The following is a 19246-nucleotide window of genomic DNA, read 5'->3' on the forward strand; positions in this document are numbered from 1 at the left end:
GAGGCTTTTGCCTCCCTTTTTGTGAGGTGAATCTGGTGTTATTAGAGATTGAAAGGTTGACAGTCCGGTTTGGAGGGTTAGTAGCAGTTGACAATTTTAATATGGAAGTGAACAAGGGAGTTATACATTCTTTGATTGGTCCAAATGGTGCGGGGAAAACCACTGTTTTTAATGCTATATCAGGACTTGTTAAAAGTTATGGAAAAATAATACTGGACAATCATGATATAAGTAAGGTTCCAGCATATAAAAGGGCTTTGTTTGGACTTGGAAGAAGTTTTCAAAATATAATAATTTTTAAATACATGACAGTGTTGGAAAATCTACTTGTAGGGTATCACCCTCATTTGAATTATTCTTCCTGGGATCAAATTTTCAAAACAAAAAGAGTGAATGCCCTGGAAAAAGAAGCCTGGGATTTGTCTGTTGAGGTTGCCGATATTGTGGGATTAAAAAACAAATTGGGACTTTTTGCAGGGAATTTGCCTTATGGAATACAAAAATTAATCGATGTTGGAAGGGCATTGATGTTGAAACCAAAGTTGCTACTTCTTGATGAACCTGCTGCAGGACTCACGGAAGCGGAAACTGAAAAATTCAAAGAAGCTCTTTATAGAATCAAGAATAAAGGGATAACTGTTTTGCTGGTTGAACATGATATGAATCTTGTAATGGATATTTCGGATAAGATAACGGTTTTAAACTTTGGAAAAAAGATAGCTGAAGGTGTTCCAGCGGAAATAGCAAATAATCCAGAGGTTATAAAAGCATATTTAGGAGATGAAATTAGTGCTTAAAATAACTAATTTGAAAGTAAATTATGGACCCATACAGGCTGTGAAAAGTATATCTTTAGAAGTTAAAAAAGGCGAGATTGTATGCCTTTTGGGGCCGAATGGTGCAGGTAAAAGTTCAACTTTAAAAGCAATAATGGGAACGGTAAAATCGAAAGGGGAAATAATATTTGAAAAAGAAGATATATCTGGCATTAAAACGCATGAAAGGGTAAGAAAAGGAATTGTTCTGTGCCCTGAAGGCAGAGGTATTTTTATGGGATTGACTGTATATGAGAATCTTATAGCTGGAGCTTATCTTGTTAATAAATCAAAAATAAAGGAAAATTTGGAATACGTTTACTCACTTTTCCCAAGACTAAAAGAAAGAAAAAAGCAAGTAGCAGGAACATTGTCAGGTGGAGAACAGCAAATGCTTGCAATAGCGCGAGCTTTGATGGCTTCACCAAAATTACTTTTGCTTGATGAGCCTTCCTTGGGACTTGCTCCTATAATTGTTTCTGAAATAGCTAAAATTATAAGAGATATTAATAAAAAAGGGATTTCAGTGTTACTTGTAGAACAAAATGCCTCGCTTGCTTTGAAGATATCCACATATGGTTATGTGCTTGAAACTGGCAGGTTAATGCTGCAGGGGAATTCAGAGGAGTTATTAAATAGTGAAGAAGTCAAGAATAAATATTTGGGGGTAAAGAAATGATAAATCAGATATTATTGGGGCTTTCCACTGGCGCTATTTATTCTTTAGTGGCTCTTGGACTTGTGATGATTTATAAAATAACAGGTGTGGTGAACTTTGCATTTGGAAACATGGGGATGTTTTTTGTATATATAGCTTACTGGTTTATTTCCATGAATGTTAATTTCTGGATAGGAATTATTTTTTCGCTTATTCTGGCAGGTGTTATGGGATATTTTCTGGAAAAATTTGGGCTTAGGTCGATTAGACATCTGTCACATGGTTCTATGCTGATAGTCACCTTTGGTGTACTGATGGTTCTTGAAGGACTTGCTGTGCAGATCTGGGGTACTGATTATAAAACTTTTCCAGAAATTATAAAAGGAAGGCCATATGTGTTTAGAGGAGATTTTGGAATTCTGGTTTTAAGAAAACAGGATGTGTTAATATTTGCACTGTTGATAATGGTTTCTATTTTGATATTTTTTCTGATGAAATACACAAAGTTTGGAATCGCAATTAGAGCAGTATCGGAAAATGAAGAAATATCAAGTTATATGGGGATTAATGTGGGGAAAATCTTTTCATTTTCGTGGATATTTGGAACAGTTGTTGCCACGGGAGTTGGTATTCTTGTTGCGCCGAAAACTTTTGTTTCACCTTCCATGCTCCTGTTCTACCAGCTTGAAGGGTTTACTGCTGCTGTTCTCGGGGGATTTGAAAGCTTTACAGGGGCTATATTTGGTGGCTTATTACTTGGAGTTTTAGAAAATCTCGTTGGAAAGTACATATCAAATGATTTGAAATCGACGTTTTCTTTATTACTCATTATTGTTGTTTTACTTTTATTTCCTAACGGAATATTTGGAATGAAAAAGAGGGAAAGAGTATGAAGAAGATTGTATGGATTTTGATATTGTTGATTCTTCCTGTTTTGCTTTTAAAATTAACGTTTGTTCTTACAATAATAACGCTGGTGATGATATACTCTATTGCTGCCATTGGTTTGAATTTAATAATGGGTTATGTAGGACAAATTTCTATAGGTCACGCAGCATTTATGAGTATTGGCGCATATACATCGGCGATTTTTGTTTTAAGATTCGATGTTCCGATCCTGGTAGGGGTTATTTTAGGAACATTGCTTTCTTTTATATTTGGTATAATTCTTGGATTTCCCGCTTTAAGACTTTCCGGTTTTTATCTTGCAATTGCAACAATGGGGTTTGGAATAGCTGTTGAGCAAATAATGGGAGCCTGGGAAAATGTTACAGGTGGACATATAGGGATTAGAAATATTCCGTTTTACGATTTTGCTAATAATGATCTTTTAAAATATTATTTTGTTTTTGCAATTCTTTTTATTTCCTATTATATATTTGATTCGCTGATAAATGGGAAATATGGAAGAGCATGGAAAACAATTCGAGAAAATGAGAAAGCAGCTGTTGCAATGGGAATAAATCTTTCAAAATACAAGGTTCTGGGGTTTGCAATAGGTTCAGCGTTTTCTGGACTTGCGGGTGCACTTTATGCACATGTGGTTGGTTATATTTCACCTGCAGATTTTGGACTTGCAAAATCTCTGGATCTTCTCACGATAGTCGTAATAGGAGGTCTTGGATTAAATTTTGGTCCATTTTTTGGCTCAATTATTTACACAGGATTACCATTTTTTCTCAGCAGAACAGAAATTTCACTTTCAATAGTGTTTGGTTCATTATTGATAGTAGTTGTTTTATTTATGCCAAGGGGTATAGGGTACTACGTATATCTTCTTGAACTAAAATATTTGTCTAAGATCTCTGCATGGATTAGAAGGGGGAGAAAAATGCGCGGAAAGTTAATTAAAACTCGTATAGGAAATATTCATTATCTTGAATCGGGACAGGGTGAAAACAATATCCTTTTTGTTCATGGAAATTTTGCAAGTTCTCTGTGGTACAAAGAACTTATGAATCTACTCCCTGAAAATTATAAAGCATTTGCTCTTGATCTTCCAAATTTTGGGTATTCTGATCCAATTGATAATATTAGTATTCATTCTTATGCCGAAGCTCTAAATGCCTTTGTAGAAGCAGTTAATCTTGATAAATTTATCCTTGTTGGTCATTCACTTGGTGGTGCTGTAGTAATTGATTATTTGATAAATTACAGTGAAAAAGTGGAAAAGTTGATTCTTGTCGATCCAGCTCCAATTGACGGTTTAAAAACACCTGAAGAAAGCTACCCAATACTCGAGTTGTACAGAAATAATCCTGAGCTTCTTAAAAAAGCTATTAAAGCTATAGCACCGACATACACTAACGATAATTTTTTTGATGAAGCAGTTTCAGATGCTTTGAGAATGAATCCAAAGTGCTTTACAGAAAATGCAAGAGCATTAGAAAAAATAAATTATACAAAAGAAGTTAAAAAAATAAATACACCGGTTACTGTTATATGGGGAGATAAAGATATAATTCTTTCAAAAGAACAAATGGAAAAGACTTCAAAAGCTTTTAAAAATGGTAAATTGATAACTCTATCCGGGATTGGACATAGTCCGATTTTAGAAGCCCCGGATAGAGTTTTAAATGTGGTAATCCAGTAATCTTTACTTATTTAAGCGCTTGCAATGCAACTGTGTTCAAAAAATTCCAGGGTTTATTAAAGTGCGGCTGAAAGAAAAAGTCTGCAAAAGCCAGATCCTCTATTTTCATTTTAGTTTTAATAGCAAGTGACATAGTGTTTATCGCCTCTGTGATATTTGCTCTTGATATAATTTGTGCTCCAACTATTACCTTATTATCTTTTCTATAAACAAGTTTCACAATAACTTCCCTGTAATCTGGCATGAATTCAGGTTTGTTGTTTTCTTTTATAACAACTGATTCAACATCTATATTTTTACTATTTGCTAATGTTTCGCTTAAACCTGTGGATGCAACATTATACTCATATATTTTTACTCCGGATGTTCCTTGCGTTCCCTGGTATTTGACTTTTTCATCAAATAAGTTGTATGCGATAATTGTTCCCATTCTAACAGCATTTGTTGCGAGGGGAATATATTCGTAAGAATTTGTAGGTGTAAATTTGACTGCACAACAATCACCGGCAGCATACACGTCTTTAATATTTGTCTGCAAATAATCATCTGTTATTATTGCGCCATTGGGAAGCATCTTCAAATTTTCTCTGAAAAGTTCAGTATTTGGTTTGAATCCTACACAAAGAATGACAAGATCTGCTTTATATTCGTTTTTGTCGGTCCTTAATTTTTCAACTTTCCCATTTCCAATTATTTCGATGACTCTTTCACCCAGTGCAAAATTTATTCCTGCTTCTTTCATCCTTTTTTCTAAAACATCTGTAAATTCTTTATCAAGATACTTTGAAAGTATTCTTTTTTCAATATCGATTAGTGTCACATTCTTACCGTTTAATTGAAACGCTTCTGCAAGTTCCACTCCTATATAACCTGCCCCAATTACAACAATGTTTCTGGCATTTTTAGAAGAATTTATTATATCCTGCGCATGGTTAAAATTTTTTGACAATTTTACTCCTGGAAGATTTATACCTGGAATATCCGGAATAATTGGCCATGAACCTGTAGTTATAATAAGTTTGTCATAATTATCTTCGAATATCTCTCCACTTTTAAGGTTTTCAACTATCACTTTTTTATTTTCGAAGTCAATCTTTTTTACATTGTGTAACATTTTCGTCGCTACTTTCATTTCTTTAAGCTTTTCTGGAGATGAATAAAAAAGTTTTTGTGGATCTTTTATTACTCCGCCAACGTGAAGAGCGATTCCGCAAGAAAGAAAAGATATGTTGTCATTTCTCTCATACACGGTGATTTCAATATCTGGATAAAGCTTCTTTGCTGTGGTTATAAATGCGGTGCCCGCGTGTGTACATCCAATAACAATAATTTTCATTTTTCCCCCTCCTTTTCAAGCAAATAATGCTCTTTCCTGATTATATTATATTTCAGAAAACTTAGTTAGTCAATATATAATAAGGTATACCTAATATATGAAATAGTACATAATGTAGAATTTTTCAAGATAACTACTTAAAACTCTCAGTTTTACAAAATAATGTAAGTTTGATAGAATAGTGAAAAAGAACAGTTTAGCAATAGACGGAGGTGAGGTAATGAAAGTACCGATGAAACCTTTTTCTGCTATGGGGAAGTTTTTGTTAACAATGTTGGTTATTGGGGCAACACTTATGTGGATAACATTTGTTTATTTTTATTATTCTTTACCTGAACAGATAATCACAAAATTTAGTTTTAAAGGAGAGCCACTTAACTATGGAAGTAAAATATCTCTCTGGTTTTTTCCTGTAAGTTTTTCTATAACACCTTTGCTTATATTTTTTCTGTCCATATTTAGATTTTCTATTTTTAACAAAGCTCCTTACATAATGAATTTACCAGCTTTTTATACAAATTTGAATAAGATGCCTCTTGAACAACAATCAATATGGTTAAATAAAGCGTTTGAAATTGTTTTAATTATAGGTAATGCGGTCACTTATTTGCTTTTAGCCCTTGAATATGGAACACTTGTTGGCATTAAAACTCAGGAATTACCTTCATGGTATGTACCTGCCGTATTTTTGCTACCAATTTTATTGGTTCCTTTAGTTATATGGTTGTTGTATAGATTAAATAAAAAAATGGAAAAAGAGATTGAGTAGGCGAAAATATAAATACTAAATTATCTTAGAATTTGTTTCTCCTTCAGATTCTTTTCTAAAAATCTTTCGACTTCTTTTCTTTCTGGAATAGAAGTTTGAGCACCACTTCTTGTAACAGATATTGCTGATGCGGCGCATGCGAAAATTAAACTGTATTCTATATTCTTTGTCTCAAATAGTGCAACAGCAAAAGCTCCGTTGAACACATCTCCGGCTGCTGTGGTATCTTTTGCTTTAACTTTGAATGCAGGAATTTTTACTTTTCTGGAACCATCGAAATATAAGACGCCTGCTTCTCCGAGCTTTATTATCATTCTTTTTAAACCAAACTCCTGGAAATTTTTAAAACTTTCATCAAAAGAAATAAATTTTCCGAAAAATTTATTAGATAGTAATTTTGTTTCTTCCTCGTTAGGTGTTAAAAAATCGACGTACCTGAAAATTTCTTTTTCGATACCTTCAACAGGAGCAGGATCAAAAATAACAAGCTTTCCGTTTTCTTTAAAAAGTTTTGCAACCTCCAGACTGGTTTTAAATGGTATTTCGTTTTGTAAAAGCACAATATCGTTTTTTAATAACATTTCTTTTTTCTTCAATACTAAATCAATACTGAGTTTCCTGTTTGCTCCAGGGTAAATTATTATTCTATTTTCCCCTTGCTCTGTAACTTCAATAAAAGCAAGTCCATTATAATCATTTACAATTTCATATCCTCTAATTTTCAACAGGTTATAACTTTCCCTAAGTTTTGCTCCATAAGAATCGTTTCCAAGACAGGTCAGAAACAATACCGGGAAATTTGTAAGTCTGGCAACTGTTACCGCTTGATTGGCACCTTTTCCACCAGGAAAATAATGTAGGTTCATAGCTTTTTGAGTTTCCCCGGGAAGTGTAAACTTTTTTACATTTAAAACAATATCCATATTTGAACTTCCAACGATTGAAATCATTTTTTATCCTCTCCTTGTTGATCCTCTTATTACAAGTTGAGGTTCCAGAATTATTCCTTCCGTATTTATCTGTTTTTCTTCTATGATTTTGACCAACAATTCAGCGGCTTTCATTCCCATTTCATACATTGGTTGTCTGACAGTTGTCAAAGGAGGTTTATAGTGTTTACTAAAAGGTATGTCATCAAATCCTGTAACACTTACATCTTCTGGTATTTTAAATCCTCTATCTTCCAGGGCATCTATCACGCCATATGCGATCAAATCATTTCCACAAACAATTGCATCGGGCATTTTTTTCATCTTTTTTCCAAAATTATAACCAGCTTCATACGAAAAGTTCGTATAAAAATGTGTGAATTTAAGTTTTTTTTCTCCCATGACTTTTTTAAATGTTTCATATCTGATCTTTGCGCTAAAAGTTTCTTTATTTCCATTGATAAAAACAAATTCTTTATGGCCAGTGACTGTTAGATAATCTAAAAGTTCATACATCCCTTTGCTATTATTCACAATTACATAAGAAGCGCTAATACCCTGTATGATTCTATCAAGAAAGACGACATTAAATCCACGTTCAATTTTCTCTGCAAGTACTGGGTTAAAATTACCTGTACCAGTAAAGAGTAAACCGTCAATATGCTTGGAGATAAGAGTTTCCAAAAGTTTTACTTCCTGTTTTTCATCTTGATCTGAATTACATAAAATTAATGTATAATCCCTTTGTCTTAAGTAATCCTCCGCACCTCTCACAATGTTTGCAAAAAAAGGATTGGTAATATCTGGAATTATAAAACCAATTGTTCCTGTCTTACCTTTTCTTAAACTTTTTGCTATATTACTTGGCATATAATCCAACTTTTTTATGGCATTTTCTACTTTTTCCTTCAAATCATCTGAAACTGGAGCTGAGTTATTTAAAACTCTCGAAACTGTTGAAATAGAAACTCCAGCTTCCCTTGCTACATCCTTTATGCTTACTCTTTTCATATAATTCCTCCTAAATATGGGGGGGAGAAATTCCCCCCATAAAAACTTTGTTCTTATTAATATTTATTATATTACTTAATCACAAGTTTAAGTTCAACAGGAATATAAATGCTTTGAGTTTTAAGATATTCAAAGGCTTTTTCCACAGCTTTTTGTCCCATTAAGTATGGCTGCTGTGCGATAGTTGCTGCCATTTCACCTTTTTTTACAGAATCAATTGCATCGGGAATTGCATCAAATCCAACTACCATTATTTTATCAAGTTTTCCCGCAGCTTTAATTGCTTCTATAGCCCCCAATGCCATTTCATCATTTTGTGCAAAAACTGCATCAATATCTGGATAAGCTTCTAACAAGTTTTCCATAACAACAAGACCTTCAGCCCTATTAAAGTTCGCTGTTTGTCTCGCAACAAGAGTCAGTCCTGGATATTTTTTAAGTTCAGTTTCAAAACCAAGTCCCCTATCTCTTGCAGCAGAAGTTCCAGGAATCCCTACTAATTCAACTACTTTACCTTTCCCGTTTAACTTTTCGGCAATAAATTTTGCAGCCATCATTCCACCTAAAACGTTATCGGATGCAATATGAACTATAACTTTTCCACCGTTTGACGCTCTGTCAACAGTAATTACTGGAATATTTGCTTTGTTTGCTTCCTCAACAGCTGTAACAATTGCATCACTGTCTGTTGGATTGATAATTATCAAATCTACTCTCTGTTGAATTAAATCTTCGATGTCGTTTAACTGTTTAGATGGTTTGTCCTGAGCATCGACAACGATTAAATCGATCCCCAATTCTTTTGCTTTGTCAATTGCCCCATCCCTTAAAGTTACAAAAAATGGATTGTTGAGAGTAGAAAGTGATAACCCTATCTTATACTTTGCACCCAGTACTGTAGCAACTAATAAAACCAACACAAAAATTACCAAAATCGCTTTTTTCATACCACACACCTCCTTTTGAGTAACGTGGATTTTATTGAATCCAACATTTAAGTTTCTCTTTCCAATAAGACGGCTATCAAGATAACAATTCCTTTTACTGATTGCTGGTAAAACGGTGATACATTTAGTAAATTTAAACCGTTATTCAAAATTCCCATAATCAATGCTCCAAATAATGTTCCTATAACTGTACCTTTACCACCTGCAAGACTGGCACCACCCAAAACGACTGCTGCTATTGCATCAAGTTCATATCCTGTTCCAAAAGTTGGTTGCGCACTATTCAAGCGTGATGTAAGAATAATCGCACTAACAGCTGAAAGTACTCCGCTGAGTACGTAAATAATTATTTTATATCTATCAACTTTTACACCGCTTAATTTTGCAGCAGTTTCATTTCCACCAATTGCATAAGTGTATAACCCCAATTTTGTATAGGTTGAAATAAACCAGATAAGCATAAAAAGTCCAAACATAATAATGACAGGTACTGGAATACCTAACATTTCTCCTCTTCCAATTACTCTAAATGACTGAGGGAATCCAGTTATAGGCATTCCTTGCGTATATACAAGTGTTAAGCTCCTTCCTATTGCCATAGTCGCAAGAGTAACTATAAATGGTTGAATTCTACCTTTAGCAATTATTATTCCATTGGCAGCGCCCATTACTGCCCCCACTAAAAGTGCGACAACTATACCTAAAAATACGGAGCCTCCTTTTAAAATTGAGGCCATTACGACCGCAGAAAGAGCAAATATTGAGCCTACTGATAAATCTATTCCGCCTGAAATAATGACAAGAGTCATTCCAAAAGCAATTACTGCCTGGATTGAAACCTGTCTAAAAACGTTAACAAAATTTGACACCGTTAAAAATCTATCACTTAACAATGAAAAGAAAAGGACGATTCCAAAAAAACCTACAATTGCTGGGTACTCTTTCATCTTTTTCAGAATATTTTTCCACTTCATTTAACATCAACTCCTGTTGCAAGTTTTAAAATATTTTCCTGATTAATATCTTCTTTTTCTAGAATTCCCATTGATCTTCCTCTATGCATTACCATTACCCTATCACAAAGACTTACAATTTCTGGTAGTTCGGAAGAAATAAAAACAATTCCTACGCCATTATTGGCTAGTTTGTTGATTATATTGTAAACTTCTACCTTTGCTCCTACATCGATTCCACGAGTAGGTTCTACTAGAAAAAGTACCTTTGGTTTTTTTCTAAGAACCTTTGAAAGTATAACTTTTTGTTGATTTCCACCAGATAAGGTTTTCACTTTTTGTTTTTGTGAAGACACTTTTATTGCGTATTTTTTAATTTCCTCAAGAGCAATTTTTTTGGCCTTTTTCCAGGACAATACACCAAAACTAGAAATTTGTTCAGCATTCTGAATGGATATGTTTTTTACTACATCTAACTCGAGAATCAATCCCATTTTTTTTCTATCTTCTGGAACAAGTGCTATTCCATTTTTTAAAGCATTAACAGGACTGTTGATCTTCTTAATTTCTTTTCCATGTAATTTCAAACTTTCCCACTTTGATGGTAAATATCCATACAATCCAAGTGCAATTTCAGATTTACCAGCTCCTACCAACCCTGCCAGGCCAAAAATCTCTCCTTTTTTTAAAGTAAAAGAAATGTCTTTAACAAAATTTTCAACAGATAACTTCTTAACTTCAAAAATTACTTTGTCAGACACCTTGTTAAATTTTGGATACATTTCGTCTATCTCCCTACCTACCATCATTTTAATCAGATTCTCGCGTGTAAAATCAGAGATTTTTCCTGCACCAATAAGTTTTCCATCTCTTAATACTGTAACTCTGTCAGCTATCTCAAAAATCTCTTCCAGTCTATGAGAGATGAAAATTACTGATATTCCTCTCTGCTTTAAATTCCTGATAATTTCAAATAATCGCTTTGTTTCATGGTCAGTGATGGTTGCAGTTGGTTCATCCATGATTATTACCTTTGCCTTCAAAGAAAGAGCTTTTGCTATTGATACAAGCTGCTTTTCAGACGTGTTTAATTCCCGAATTTTTGCCGCTGCTTTTAACGGGAAATCAAGAGCATCCAATAATTTTTTAGTTAATGAAAACATTTTCTTTTTTGAAAAAATAAAAGATTTAACATTTCCCACAAAAATGCTTTCTGCGACTGTTAAATCTTCAAACAAATTGACTTCCTGGTGTATTGTTGCTATTCCTGCATTAATTGCCTCGGTTGGACTTGAAAAAAATAGTTCTTTATCAAAATAAATCATCCTTCCACTATCAGGCTTGTGAACACCACTTATTATCTTTATCAAAGTACTTTTTCCTGCACCGTTCTCTCCTAAAAGTGCATGAACTTCTCCTTTGTTTAAATCAAAATCCACTTTATCCAGAGCAAGAACTCCGGGAAATTGTTTTATGATCTTCTTCATTTTCAAAATTTGCATCAAAAGATCACCCCGGAAACTAAAATAGCATTTGAATAGGGAATTATTTCGCCTGTTCTAACCACCGCCACTGTATCTTCGGAAATCTTTTTCAATTCGGTATGAGAAACTTTTAGTATCTCAGCATTTGGCAAATATTTAACAATCATTGCAACAAATTTTTCATTGGATTCTTCTGCCACAATTACTTTTTCAACGTATAACTCTTTTAATATAACTTTTAAGACTTCTTCAAAACAAGGCTTTTCTTTGTCAATAACTAAATCTATTCTTTCTACATTCTTTGGTACTGGAAAACCTAAATCCACAATTGCTAATTTATCAAGATGTCCCATTGAGGCTATTACCTGTGCCAATTTAGAATTAAATATCCCATCTTTTTTCAAACTTTCACCTCCTGTTGAAAACGTTTTCGAAAACGTTTTCAAACAAATGCTATCAAAATAATAAGTGTAATGTCAAATGTAAATGTTGTACAAAAATTTGTAATTTTTATTTGAGATGACTATTAAAAGGTAATAATGGTTGTTTTTTGAAAATTTTACGATATAACTGGAAGGGGAGTGTCAAACACTATTTTATTATTAGCGGTTTGTATAAATACAAAATGAATTATGGTAGTTTGCAAATAAAAGAGTTAAATTTTCTGATTTATGTTTATTAATTTACGCATTCTGTAAAAGCAGAAGGTATTTTTCAGCTTAACTTGATATTTTTTCACAATTTTGAACCCAAATTTTTTGTATAGTTTGACAGCAACGTCGTTATCACTTTCAACATCAAGGACCAGATAATTGTAATCGTGTGACAAAACTTCATTTTCTGCTGCTTTTAAAAGTTGCTTGCCGATTCCTTTTCCTCTATACTCTGGATAAACAGCTATATTACTTATGTAGTACTCATCCTGTTTAAAATTATTTATTCTATTCATTTTTAGAAAAGCTTTTATGTTTTTTAAAAATAGAATGTTTAGATGTAAAAGCATGTAAATACCTGTTTTTAAGTTCTCATGATTTTTCTCTTTCCACCCATACGATAAGATCATTCCAGCAACTTTTGTCTTATCCATTGCAAAAAGGGTATGTTTATAACTAAACAAATTTTTGGTTTTTACAAAGAGTTTTTCAAAAAGTTGCTGGCATCTCTTTCCAAGAAATTGTGGAAAAAATTCCGGGGCACTTAAAAGCATTAAGTTTGAAAAATCATATTTTTGAGAAGGGAGAGCTTTTACAATTTCTGTCATAATTTATCTCTCCTTATTACGTGTATACCATTAATATTTTATCATTTTTTTATCCGATAATGACAGCATAATTAACAAAAAAAGAAATTCCACGTTTTGATGAAATAGTATGGAAAGAAAGGGGAGTATACTATTTTTTAAGGGAGTTGTTTAAATAAAACGTTTATATGAGGGTGCTATCAACGGTGATAGTACTGTCGGGGATGTACAGAAAATGTCATTGATAATTTTCAAGGGTTTTTAATATGCTTTTATAATCATAGAAGTTATACCATATACCATGATCTCTATTGATTCTAAGTTCTTTTTGTAAAGGAATCAACAATCTATGATAAACTTTTTGAATGTGCTTCTTTTTCATGTGAATTTTTATTCCTTCTGGTAAAATACCTATCAATATATCTAAATTTAAAATGTTAAATAATCCATCAATGAAACCAAAGTATTCATTTTGATTATTGAATTTAGATACCGCTATCGAAAGAGTTTTTATATAAAAAAACTTTATGTTTTCTAAGAGTTTCAAAAAGTTATCTTTATCAATTGGTTCAAGGTAGATGATATCTAAAATGTCTTCCAATCTTTTTTCGAGTAAGAACTTTGACATATAATAAAATTCGTTACTTCTAGCAGTTCTCAGAGCCGCGGTGTCTGTGTAAAGTCCAACTGCAAAAGCAAGAAGAATATCTTCTGAAAGTTCTATTTCATTGACAATGGAAAGTTCATACAGGTTTACAACGTTGGCACTTGACGGTTGTGAATAAACATACATGGCATTTTTCAGGAAAGCACTATCCCTTCCATGGTGATGGTCAAAAATGACGTACTTATTCTTTTCAAGGGGGAGGAAATCAACATTTTCTTGTTTTTCGGTGTCATATATGAAAAATAAGTCGTATTCTTTGTAATTTAACTTTTTTTCAGGAGTAAGATTGAGTTTCTTAACAAGTCCATAAGCACTTCTTAATTCTAACGCCGGGATATAATAATCACCACCAAACACCTTTAACCCCCAGAAAACTGAGGCTATTCCGTCACAATCTGAGAACGTATGAGTTGTATGTAAAATCTTTTTTCCTTTTGAAAATTTCAATAAATCCTTGAAATTCATATTATTCGTCCTGCCAAACTATTAAGAAAATTTATCGTATATTTTTTGAAATTCTAGATGAAACCTTTCAAGAATTTTCAAAATTTCAGGGTTGAAATCATCTGGTGAAGTTCTATTATCACCTTTGAGAATTATTTTCAAAGCTTTTTCATGAGAATATTTTTCTTTATACGGACGAGGCGATCTTAGTGCATCGTAAACATCTGCGAGAGCTACTATTTGAGCCTCGATTGGAATTTCATCTCTGTAAAGACCATGTGGATAGCCTTTACCATTATACTTTTCATGATGGTACAAAGCGATATTTTTAGCGGTTTTGAAATAAGGTTCTTCTAAGAGACGTGCACCATAAACTGTATGCTTTTTAATTTCCTCAAATTCTTCTTTAGTTAACCTACCATTTTTTCTTAGTAACTCCCTATCGATGAAAATTTTTCCTATGTCGTGAAGAGGGGCGAAAGCTTCGATTTCCTTAATCTTTTCAACTGGAAGTTTCAATTTTTCCGCGATGAACCTCGATAATTGTCCAACTCTGTATATATGAGCTCCAGTTATATCATCATGAGCCTCAGCAATTATAGAGAGCTTTTCGGCAAATTTCAAATATGCGTTTTTAATCTCCTGTGATGATAACTTTTCAAGCCAAAAAGCCCTTACTAAATTCCCGAATCCGTTGACTAATTTTTTGGATTGTTCAGAGAAATTCTTATCACTATTTGCATCAATATCTAACAAGATCTTTATCCATGTATCAGACTTTATTTTTATTTCATTAACAAGACTTTCTTTAATAGGCCTTGATGCGCTTATCAGTATTTTATAGTCTTTTTCGGGGAAATCATTTCTTTTTTCTGAATTAATTATATCTTTTACTATTCTAATATCTTCTTTGTCGGGAATTGTTCCCACAATCGAGTTAATTTGTTGAAGTTTTTTCAGATCATGACCATACGCAGCTATAAACTTTGTTTTCATTTTTTCTGTATCTATAAGCAGGATACTTCCATAATCTGCTTCAGGAATGATATGGATGGCGGTTTCAAGGATATTCTGGTAAAATTCGTCTAAATTTTTTCCAGGAGTCATACTGGAAAGTATGTTTATCATTCTATACAGGTTGGTTGAGAACTCTTCATTTTCTTTATATAATTCTTCAAGCTCTTTACTTATCAACAAAAGCTGCTCGTTATTTTCTCTGAGTTTTTTATTTTTTTCTCTAAGTTCCTCAGTGGCTTTTTTAAGGGCCTTTTTGTGTACATAAAGCGACATCGAAACTGTAGCAATCACAACTAAACTTAAGATTATAATCAGTTTTATCCAGTATGGTATTTCCTTTTTTCCAATTAACAAATATCTATCAAGTAAATTATAATATATGGAGTTATTATCAGCCTTCCATTTACCCAAATAATAATCTATTTTTTCGATAATGCCTTTATCAATGTCTTTTGAAAAACCAAAATGAATTTCAACAGGAGAAAATATTATGGGAGTTTTGAACAGACCATATGTATCTCCAGCATATATTCTACTTAAAATGGCAGCGTAAGCCTTTTTTTCTCTCACCGCTTTTAGAGCATCATCATACGAGTCAACTTCAAGAAAGTTGATGCTTAAATGGAACTGTTCAGCAAGAACCTTAATTCCCTCTTTTCCAGTATAATATATATCGCTTTTTATTACAGCAACAGTTTTTCTGGATAAATCCAGGAGGGAATTTAATTTTTTATCAAAAGAATAAACAACAGCCCAGTTTATAAATACAGGTTCTTTATTAAACAAGATAAATTCTGTTCTTTTCTCAGAGTAAGCTATATCCAGAAGTATGTCTATTTTTCCTTCTTTTAGTTCATTATATAGAGTACCAAATTCTCCATATTTGTATTTTACATGCCAGTTTTCTTTTCTGGCTATTTCATTTAAAATGTCAACAATGAAGCCTTTGAATTTATTATTTTCATAATAAGTCAATGGTTTATTGTCATATAAACCAACTGTTATATCTCTACTAAATATATAGTTTGTTGTTAATAAAAGTAAAAACGAAAAAAACACAGCCCATTTTTTTATGTTTTTCATAAAGATCCCTTTCCTGAAGTTTTTTGTGTTCACGATTATTTCTAAGAAATTACTAATGGTTAATAATAAACACATTATGATTTCAGAAACGTTAATATCAGAATATTTAACAATTAAAACTTAATATTCAGTAATATTTTATTCGCGAATATTTGCACTCTGATTACGAATAAAACACATTTCGTAACCACAAAGTTACTATTATATGATATAACGCGTTGCATACATGTTTAAAAGTGTTAATATTTTTATGTTAATTTTTTAGACCGTTTATAGTATACTACATTATTCACAAAGATAAACTTAATATATGGTAACAATTATTAATGGACTTGCTTTTAAAAAAGCCTATTTATGTAAAAAAGCAAAACTTTGGAAATTGATATTTCGATTTATACAGTTATTAAGTAGTTTAAAGTGTCAGGTGTATAAAGTTATAAAGTTAGGATGCAGTATAATTTGACTTGGGGTTACTATTTTTGCTATAATTTTAAATGTCTAACATCTTTGTTAAAAAGGAGGTAGACGATGGCTAGAGAAAAGTGGGGATCCAGATGGGCATTTATTTTAGCAGCTGTAGGGTCAGCTGCTGGACTTGGTAATGCGTGGAGATTTCCTTATATGGCATATTCGAATGGAGGAGGTGCGTTCTATGTACCTTATTTTATAGCGCTGTTTTTAGCAGGGATTCCATTGCTAATGGCTGAATTTGCTATTGGACAGGGATTGCAAAGCAGTGCTCCAAAATCCATGGGAAAGATCAAAAAGGGAGCAGAAATAATAGGTTGGTGGGCGGTTATTACAGGAGCATTAATTACTTTTTACTACAACGTGATAATGGCTTATATATTTAACTATCTTTATTATTCATTTGGTGTTTCGTGGAAAGATGATCCTAACAACTTCTTTTTTGGAAAATTTTTACAGGTTTCAAGTGGTCCTGGTGAATTGGGAGGGCTCCGATGGCCTATAGTGATAGGCCTTGCTGTTACCTGGCTCTGGATTTACTTTATTTTAAGGAAAGGAACTTCATCGGTAGGGAAAACAGTTATGTGGACTGTCCCTCTGCCGGTGATACTTTTGATTATTCTTGGAATTAGAGGAATTACGCTTGAAGGTGCTGCAGAAGGTTTGAATTTTCTATTCCAACCAAATTTTGAAAAACTCGTTGAACCGAGAGTCTGGGCAAATGCGTTTGGTCAAATCTTTTTTACTCTTAGTCTTGCTTTTGGAATTATGATAGCATATGGAAGTTACAATAAAAAGAATGAAGATGTGGCAAATAATGCTATTATAACTGCTCTTGGAAATTCAGCAACATCTTATCTTGCAGGAATTGCTGTGTTTTCAGTTCTGGGTTATATGGCAACACAGTTGAGTGTACCTGTGAATGAAGTTGTAAAAGGTGGCATTGGACTTGCATTTGTAGTTTATCCAAAAGCAATTTCCCTTTTCCCGGGTGGTGTAATAGTTCAATCTATCATAGGACTTTCGTTTTTTGTGATGCTTCTCACACTTGGAATTGATTCTGCTTTTTCATTGGTGGAAGCTGTAGAAGCGGCAGCTGAAGACAAATTTAAGATAAATAAAAAGGCATTTTTGATAGGTTTTTCGATTTTTGGTTTTGCTGCAGGACTTTTGTACTCTACACAGGGTGGATTATACTGGCTCGACATTATTGACCATTTTCTTGGTACCTATGCACTCTTAATAGTAGGGATTTTAGAGGCGATTGTTATTGGCTGGATATTTGGGGCAGAAGAATTGAGAAAATATATAAATCAGGTTTCAGAAGTAAAAATCGGGAAATGGTTTAACTTTTCAATCAAATATTTAATTCCTGTTGTTCTCTTAATTGTATTGGTTTTGACTTTTTCAGATGAGCTAAAGGAACCTTATGGTGGTTACCCATCGTGGGCTCTCTGGACAGGATTTTTCGTTTTAATTGCAACGCCGATTCTTGCAATTATATTTGCAAAGATTCCTCCTAAAGATAATAATTATTATAAAAAGGCAAAGATTGATTTAGAGGAAGGAGGAATGTAATTGTGACAGCGGGTGCTATTGTATTTTTGATCCTGGCTGGTGCGGTGTTGTTTGGAGGACTTTTCTGGGCTCTTGGTATTGCAACAAAATCTTCTAAAAAATGATAATAAAAAATAGTAAAAAGGCATCCCGGTGGGATGCCTTTTTATTTGATGAATAGAAATAGGTATATGGTAAAATATACAGGATAGAAAAAAACTAAATCTGGTTAATTATTTTGAATTAAGTGATCGAAAAATCTGGTTTAATTATAGAAAGGTGAAAAGGTGAAAAAATGAAGATTGGTGACTCACTTTTGATATTTATTTATCTGGTGTTTTTTCTTATTCTGGTAAAGTTATCTCCATTTATAATTAGTGCTGTGATTATAGGCTTTTATTTTTCAATAATCATCGAAGTTCCTGCGGGGTTCCTTTCAAAAAAAATGAACAAAGCTTTTTCGAAAGTATTATCATATATCGTTATTCTTGGACTTGTTACTTATGCTTTTGTTAATTTTGTGCCTATAGTCATAGCACAGGGACGAATAATTTTTGATACTCTTAGCGGTTTAAAAATCAATTCGAATACTGTGCTGCCTTCCTGGGTACTTGACTTTTTGAATGATTTAAACAGACAAGTTTCAGGTTTTGCTTTAGAAGTATTGAATAAAGTTATTTCATATGCACCTTCGTTTATAACTATGGCTGTTCTTATAGTTGTTACCACAGTTGCAGTTGGAAATCTTAAAGGATATATAGGTATTAATGCTGAAAAACTTTTTCTGGAAAACCCGAAAAAAGGAAAAAGTTTTTTGAAGAAATTTTATAAAGAGTTTGAAAAGTTTGTACAGGGACAGGTTGTTGTTGCGGCTATTGTAGGCATTTTGGTTGGAGCATCATGTGTTATTCTCGGGATAAAAGGAGCTTTTTTCTTAGGGGTTTTATCGTTTATAACTGATTTTATTCCTTTTCTTGGTGTTATAATAACGGCAGTTCCAATGCTTATGCTTGGTTTTTCCACTAAAGGGTTATTTGGTCTGATTCTTGCTGCTATTATATTAATAGGTGTAAACCAGGTAGAAGCCTGGATCCTTGCTCCTAAGATTCAGAGTGCCAATTTAAAGATTCATTGGTTTGTTTTAATAATAGTGCTTTTAATATTCAACGATATTTTTGGATTAGCTGGCATTTTAATAGCTATTCCAACACTTCTGTTTGTCAGGGAATACTGGAATACATATATGTTTAATAAATAATGTATGGGGGGTTAAAG

At 32.9% G+C, this 19246-nt stretch carries 18 protein-coding genes; 8 read left to right on the forward strand and 10 right to left on the reverse strand.

Annotation, left to right across the window (positions count from 1 at the left end; translation table 11 throughout):
• The first annotated feature begins 35 nt into the window (after nt 1-35).
• Genes JYK00_RS06780 through JYK00_RS06795 form a run of 4 tightly spaced genes read left to right on the forward strand, consistent with a single transcriptional unit; the run spans nt 36 to nt 4066 of the window.
• Nucleotides 36-797, forward strand: coding sequence for an ABC transporter ATP-binding protein (locus tag JYK00_RS06780; RefSeq protein WP_228288134.1), 762 nt, complete (start codon nt 36-38; stop codon nt 795-797).
• On the forward strand, nt 781-1494 hold the full coding sequence (locus tag JYK00_RS06785; protein ID WP_207566164.1) for an ABC transporter ATP-binding protein: 714 nt from the start codon (nt 781-783) through the stop codon (nt 1492-1494). The genes JYK00_RS06780 and JYK00_RS06785 overlap by 17 nt, the downstream gene beginning before the upstream one ends.
• A complete protein-coding gene (locus tag JYK00_RS06790) occupies nt 1491-2366 on the forward strand; it encodes a branched-chain amino acid ABC transporter permease (protein ID WP_207566165.1) in 876 nt (291 codons plus the stop codon). The genes JYK00_RS06785 and JYK00_RS06790 overlap by 4 nt, the downstream gene beginning before the upstream one ends.
• Nucleotides 2363-4066 (forward strand): alpha/beta fold hydrolase, encoded by a 1704-nt coding sequence (locus tag JYK00_RS06795; protein ID WP_228288135.1) that lies wholly within the window; start codon nt 2363-2365, stop codon nt 4064-4066. Before JYK00_RS06790 ends, JYK00_RS06795 begins: the two co-directional genes overlap by 4 nt.
• Before the next feature lie 7 nt (nt 4067-4073).
• Here JYK00_RS06795 and JYK00_RS06800 read toward each other — a convergent pair whose 3' ends face one another.
• Nucleotides 4074-5402: an FAD-dependent oxidoreductase gene (locus JYK00_RS06800; protein WP_207566166.1), complete on the reverse strand. Its 1329-nt coding sequence runs from the start codon at nt 5400-5402 to the stop codon at nt 4074-4076.
• A gap of 220 nt (nt 5403-5622) precedes the next feature.
• Between JYK00_RS06800 and JYK00_RS06805 the strand changes: the two genes are divergently transcribed.
• Complete coding sequence (locus tag JYK00_RS06805) at nt 5623-6171, forward strand: DUF1648 domain-containing protein (RefSeq protein ID WP_207566167.1); 549 nt, start codon at nt 5623-5625, stop codon at nt 6169-6171.
• 20 nt (nt 6172-6191) lie between these two features.
• On the opposite strand, the gene rbsK is transcribed toward JYK00_RS06805, so the two are convergent.
• The 9 genes from rbsK to JYK00_RS06850 form a co-directional block, all read right to left on the reverse strand.
• The gene (gene rbsK, locus JYK00_RS06810; protein ID WP_207566168.1) at nt 6192-7121 is read right to left on the reverse strand and encodes a ribokinase; all 930 of its coding nucleotides are present in this window, start codon (nt 7119-7121) and stop codon (nt 6192-6194) included.
• A gap of 3 nt (nt 7122-7124) precedes the next feature.
• Complete coding sequence (locus JYK00_RS06815; protein WP_207566169.1) at nt 7125-8111, reverse strand: LacI family DNA-binding transcriptional regulator; 987 nt, start codon at nt 8109-8111, stop codon at nt 7125-7127.
• Nucleotides 8112-8182: 71 nt separating this feature from the next.
• Entirely contained in the window at nt 8183-9058 is an 876-nt protein-coding gene (gene rbsB, locus JYK00_RS06820) for a ribose ABC transporter substrate-binding protein RbsB (RefSeq protein ID WP_207566170.1), read from the reverse strand.
• A 47-nt stretch (nt 9059-9105) separates the two neighbouring features.
• On the reverse strand, nt 9106-10032 hold the full coding sequence (locus tag JYK00_RS06825) for an ABC transporter permease (RefSeq protein ID WP_207566171.1): 927 nt from the start codon (nt 10030-10032) through the stop codon (nt 9106-9108).
• A complete protein-coding gene (locus tag JYK00_RS06830; protein WP_207566172.1) occupies nt 10029-11513 on the reverse strand; it encodes a sugar ABC transporter ATP-binding protein in 1485 nt (494 codons plus the stop codon). Before JYK00_RS06830 ends, JYK00_RS06825 begins: the two co-directional genes overlap by 4 nt.
• The gene (gene rbsD, locus JYK00_RS06835; protein WP_207566173.1) at nt 11513-11899 is read right to left on the reverse strand and encodes a D-ribose pyranase; all 387 of its coding nucleotides are present in this window, start codon (nt 11897-11899) and stop codon (nt 11513-11515) included. The genes JYK00_RS06830 and rbsD overlap by 1 nt, the downstream gene beginning before the upstream one ends.
• A gap of 251 nt (nt 11900-12150) precedes the next feature.
• Nucleotides 12151-12756, reverse strand: coding sequence for a GNAT family N-acetyltransferase (locus JYK00_RS06840; RefSeq protein ID WP_207566174.1), 606 nt, complete (start codon nt 12754-12756; stop codon nt 12151-12153).
• 217 nt (nt 12757-12973) lie between these two features.
• Nucleotides 12974-13867 (reverse strand): DHH family phosphoesterase, encoded by an 894-nt coding sequence (locus tag JYK00_RS06845; RefSeq protein WP_207566175.1) that lies wholly within the window; start codon nt 13865-13867, stop codon nt 12974-12976.
• Between the two features lie 21 nt (nt 13868-13888).
• Nucleotides 13889-15946, reverse strand: coding sequence for an HD domain-containing phosphohydrolase (locus JYK00_RS06850; RefSeq protein ID WP_207566176.1), 2058 nt, complete (start codon nt 15944-15946; stop codon nt 13889-13891).
• Nucleotides 15947-16474: 528 nt separating this feature from the next.
• Here JYK00_RS06850 and JYK00_RS06855 point away from each other — a divergent pair.
• The 3 genes from JYK00_RS06855 to JYK00_RS06865 all read left to right on the forward strand — a co-directional run bounded on the left by JYK00_RS06855 (nt 16475) and on the right by JYK00_RS06865 (nt 19229).
• Nucleotides 16475-17992 (forward strand): sodium-dependent transporter, encoded by a 1518-nt coding sequence (locus JYK00_RS06855; protein WP_207566177.1) that lies wholly within the window; start codon nt 16475-16477, stop codon nt 17990-17992.
• 2 nt (nt 17993-17994) lie between these two features.
• The gene (locus JYK00_RS06860; RefSeq protein WP_207566178.1) at nt 17995-18096 is read left to right on the forward strand and encodes a MetS family NSS transporter small subunit; all 102 of its coding nucleotides are present in this window, start codon (nt 17995-17997) and stop codon (nt 18094-18096) included.
• A gap of 170 nt (nt 18097-18266) precedes the next feature.
• Entirely contained in the window at nt 18267-19229 is a 963-nt protein-coding gene (locus JYK00_RS06865; protein WP_228288136.1) for an AI-2E family transporter, read from the forward strand.
• Nucleotides 19230-19246 lie beyond the last annotated feature (17 nt).

It is taken from the genome of Thermosipho ferrireducens, assembly GCF_017358165.1.
GTDB lineage: Bacteria > Thermotogota > Thermotogae > Thermotogales > Fervidobacteriaceae > Thermosipho_B > Thermosipho_B ferrireducens.

Coding starts and splice junctions, on each gene's coding strand:
- JYK00_RS06785 (WP_207566164.1), top strand. CDS start 781: ATGAAATTAGTGCTTAAAATAACTAATTTGAAAGTAAATTATGGACCC.
- JYK00_RS06790 (WP_207566165.1), top strand. CDS start 1,491: ATGATAAATCAGATATTATTGGGGCTTTCCACTGGCGCTATTTATTCT.
- JYK00_RS06795 (WP_228288135.1), top strand. CDS start 2,363: ATGAAGAAGATTGTATGGATTTTGATATTGTTGATTCTTCCTGTTTTG.
- JYK00_RS06800 (WP_207566166.1), bottom strand. CDS start 5,402: ATGAAAATTATTGTTATTGGATGTACACACGCGGGCACCGCATTTATA.
- JYK00_RS06805 (WP_207566167.1), top strand. CDS start 5,623: ATGAAAGTACCGATGAAACCTTTTTCTGCTATGGGGAAGTTTTTGTTA.
- rbsK (WP_207566168.1), bottom strand. CDS start 7,121: ATGATTTCAATCGTTGGAAGTTCAAATATGGATATTGTTTTAAATGTA.
- JYK00_RS06815 (WP_207566169.1), bottom strand. CDS start 8,111: ATGAAAAGAGTAAGCATAAAGGATGTAGCAAGGGAAGCTGGAGTTTCT.
- rbsB (WP_207566170.1), bottom strand. CDS start 9,058: ATGAAAAAAGCGATTTTGGTAATTTTTGTGTTGGTTTTATTAGTTGCT.
- JYK00_RS06825 (WP_207566171.1), bottom strand. CDS start 10,032: ATGAAGTGGAAAAATATTCTGAAAAAGATGAAAGAGTACCCAGCAATT.
- JYK00_RS06830 (WP_207566172.1), bottom strand. CDS start 11,513: ATGCAAATTTTGAAAATGAAGAAGATCATAAAACAATTTCCCGGAGTT.
- JYK00_RS06840 (WP_207566174.1), bottom strand. CDS start 12,756: ATGACAGAAATTGTAAAAGCTCTCCCTTCTCAAAAATATGATTTTTCA.
- JYK00_RS06845 (WP_207566175.1), bottom strand. CDS start 13,867: ATGAATTTCAAGGATTTATTGAAATTTTCAAAAGGAAAAAAGATTTTA.
- JYK00_RS06850 (WP_207566176.1), bottom strand. CDS start 15,946: ATGAAAAACATAAAAAAATGGGCTGTGTTTTTTTCGTTTTTACTTTTA.
- JYK00_RS06855 (WP_207566177.1), top strand. CDS start 16,475: ATGGCTAGAGAAAAGTGGGGATCCAGATGGGCATTTATTTTAGCAGCT.
- JYK00_RS06865 (WP_228288136.1), top strand. CDS start 18,267: ATGAAGATTGGTGACTCACTTTTGATATTTATTTATCTGGTGTTTTTT.